This is a genomic window from Eudoraea sp., from assembly GCF_049665975.1.
Taxonomy (GTDB): domain Bacteria; phylum Bacteroidota; class Bacteroidia; order Flavobacteriales; family Flavobacteriaceae; genus Eudoraea.
The window spans coordinates 1-3,483 of record NZ_JBATGR010000500.1; the positions used below are offsets into that span (position 1 = coordinate 1).

The 3,483-nt window shown below is 38.9% G+C and carries 2 protein-coding genes; one reads left to right on the forward strand and one right to left on the reverse strand.

The window, feature by feature from the left end; translation table 11 throughout:
• On the reverse strand, nt 1-2,543 hold a 2,543-nt coding region (gene alaS, locus WBN20_RS15950; RefSeq protein ID WP_424282400.1), incomplete at its 3' end, for an alanine--tRNA ligase.
• A 104-nt stretch (nt 2,544-2,647) separates the two neighbouring features.
• On the opposite strand from alaS, the gene WBN20_RS15955 reads away from it, so the two are divergent.
• The coding region (locus WBN20_RS15955; RefSeq protein WP_424282401.1) for a M23 family metallopeptidase at nt 2,648-3,483 on the forward strand (836 nt) is incomplete at its 3' end.

Sequence of the window (3,483 nt, forward strand, 5' to 3'; positions counted from 1 at the left end):
AAGAATGGTTGGCCGCCGCCACTGCCCTCAATATATTTCCCTAATTCCCGCACAATCTGCCCCGCATTGAGATCTCTTAATCCAACCAGCTCTTTAGAAATATAACAAGATAAAAGTACTTTTCCATCCTCTTCTGTAGCGAATAATAGAAATAGGTTATTTCGGTCTTTACCCATTTCAAACGCCAGGTCCTTGATGCCGGATGCATTTAAATCCACTTTCTGTGCCAAAAATTGCACCCCGTTGATTTCCTCAATCTTATGGATTAACGATGTTTGAAGATTTTTAGCTTTTAATCGTAAAAGACCTTCCACATCCTTTTTCAGTTTTGCATTTTCTTCCTGAAGGTTTTCAACAGCCTTGACCGGATCTTTAGTGCCTTTAAAAAGATCTCTTATCTCATCAAGCTTTCTATTATTTTCATGGTAGAAATCTTTAACCGCGTCTGAAGTAATGGCTTCTATCCTGCGAATACCGGCTGCGATCGCACCTTCTGACACAATTTTAAAATGCCATATATCTGCAGTGTTGAGGACATGTGTACCTCCGCATAGTTCAATAGATTGTCCAAACCTTATAGTACGTACCGCATCTCCATACTTTTCTCCAAACAAAGCCATTGCCCCTTCTTGTAGTGCTTTTTGCATAGGGATTGCTCGCTGTTCTTCTAAAGAAAGTTGCTCATCTATCCTCATATTTACAAAATTTTCCACATCGCGGAGTTGCTCTATAGTCATTTTTGCAAAGTGAGAAAAATCAAATCGCAGGTATTTTGAATGTACTGCAGAACCTTTTTGCTCTACATGATTCCCCAAAATTTCCCTAAGGGCCTGGTGTAATAAATGGGTAGCAGTATGATTACGAGCCGTCCGTTCTCTTTGTTTTTTATCTACGACAGCCCTAAGGACCTCGTTCGGATGTTTAGGGAGGTTTTTTGAGAAATGTATAATTTCATTATTCTCCTTCTTTGTATCTAAAATGTACACTACATCCCCATTGGGTACTTCCAGGTAACCTTTATCACCAACCTGGCCTCCACCTTCCGGATAAAAAGGGGTTAAATTGAAGACCAATTGAAACAGGCTTCCCTCCTTTTTAGAAACTACTTTTCTGTACTTTACCAGTTTTACCTGAGCTTCTAAAAAATCATAGCCGACAAACTCCTGTTGAGCATCTTCCATAAGAACTGTCCAATCGTCTTTTGAAACTTCAGAGGCAGCTTTGGAGCGGGCCTTTTGTTCTTTCATCGCCAATTCAAAACCGCTTTGGTCCAATTTCAATCCTTTTTCACTTAAAATTAGCGCCGTTAAGTCAATTGGAAATCCATAAGTGTCGTACAATTCAAATGCTTTTTTGCCATTTACAGTATCGCCTGTTGTACTATCAATAATGCCATCCAGCAATAACAAACCTTGTTCCAGGGTCCTTAAAAAAGAGTGCTCTTCCTCCCGAATTACATTTTCTATGAGGTTACGTTGTTCCTTTAATTCAGGAAAGGCCTCAACCATGCTGGCAACAAGTGCATTTACCAAACGAAACATAAAAGGGTTCTTGGTATCCAAAAATGTAAAGCCATACCTGATAGCCCTTCTTAAGATTCTACGAATCACATAACCTGCTCCTGTATTACTTGGCAATTGACCATCTGCAATAGAAAAGGCTACCGCGCGAATATGGTCTGCAATAACACGAATGGCAATATCTGTTTCTTCGTTCTTTCCGTAGGTAGTATTTGTAATTGTTTCAATTTCCCTGATCAGGGGTGTAAAAATATCGGTATCATAATTAGATTGAACCCCTTGTAATACCATACATAGACGTTCAAAACCCATACCGGTATCCACGTGTTTTTCTGGAAGAGGTTCCAGCGTACCATTTGCTTTTCTATTGTATTGGATAAAAACAAGGTTCCAAATCTCCACTACCTCAGGGTGATCCTTGTTTACCAATGATGCACCGTCAATCTTTTCCTTTTCTTCTTTAGAGCGTATGTCTACATGTATTTCCGAAGAAGGACCGCATGGTCCCTGCTCTCCCATTTCCCAAAAATTATCCTTTTTATCTCCCTTAATAATTCTGTCTTCCGGTACAATGCTTTTCCACAAATTAAAAGCTTCCATATCCATTTCCAGTTTATCAGAGTCTAAACTACCCTCAAATACAGAGACATAAATACTATTCTTATCAATTTTACAAACCTCGGTAAGGAATTCCCATGCCCAGTTTATGGCCTCTTCTTTGAAATAATCTCCAAAGCTCCAATTACCAAGCATTTCAAACATGGTATGGTGGTAAGTATCCTTACCTACTTCTTCAAGATCATTATGTTTTCCACTTACGCGAAGGCATTTTTGTGTATCTGCAATCCTTGGGTTTTTTATAACTGAATTGCCCAAAAAGAACTCCTTGAATTGATTCATTCCAGCATTGGTAAACATCAAGGTAGGGTCATCCTTGATGACCATAGGTGCAGAAGGGACAATTTTGTGACTTTTTTCCTTAAAAAAATCTAAAAATTTTGATCTTATTTCCTTGGAAGTCATCTAAAATGGCAAGGTTTTATTAAATTTAATGTTTTGTACAAAACAATTTTTATATTTGTTTGTTTTGATAAGATGAAAGCACAAAAATAGGATAAAATCCATTCATGTCTAAGGTAAAATATTATTACGATCCTGATACCCTTTCATATCGAAAGATAGAGCCAAAGAAATCTCGGCGTTACAGGAATATTTTCCTCTTTTCGCTAGGTTCCGTAATCTCAGGTTTGCTCGGTTTAATTCTTTTACTCAACACCAATCTTTTAAATACTCCCAGAGAACTTTCATTACAAAGGGAATCCAAGAACTATGAATTGCGGTTTGAGCTTCTTAATAAAAAGATGGAGCAAATGGAGTATGTTCTGGCGAATATCGAAGACAGGGATAATAATATTTACCGACTTTATTTTGAGGCTAATCCTATTCCGGAAGAGCAACGTAAGGCTGGTTTTGGAGGGGTAAACAGGTATAAATCTTTGGAAGGGTTCAATAATTCCGAGATGATTACTTCCACTACCAAACGGCTCGATATCATACAAAAACAGATGGTAATTCAATCCAAATCTCTGGATGAAATAACCAAGTTGGCAGAGGAAAAAGAAAAACTTTTGGCGGCGATCCCGGCAATTCAACCTGTAAATAACGAAGAACTTACACGAATGGCTTCTGGTTTTTGTTGGCGTTCAGACCCTTTCACCAAGGCGAGAAAAATGCATCGGGGCATGGATTTTACGGCTCCTAAAGGAACGCCCATCTATGCGTCCGGAGATGGGGTTGTGAAACGCGCGGATAACAACGCCTCTGGTTATGGTAAGCATATTCGCATAGACCATGGATATGGGTATATGACCCTATACGGTCATCTAAGTAAATACAATGTAAAAAGACGTCAAAAAGTGAAGCGGGGAGACCTGATAGGTTTTGTTGGAAGCACGGGTAGATC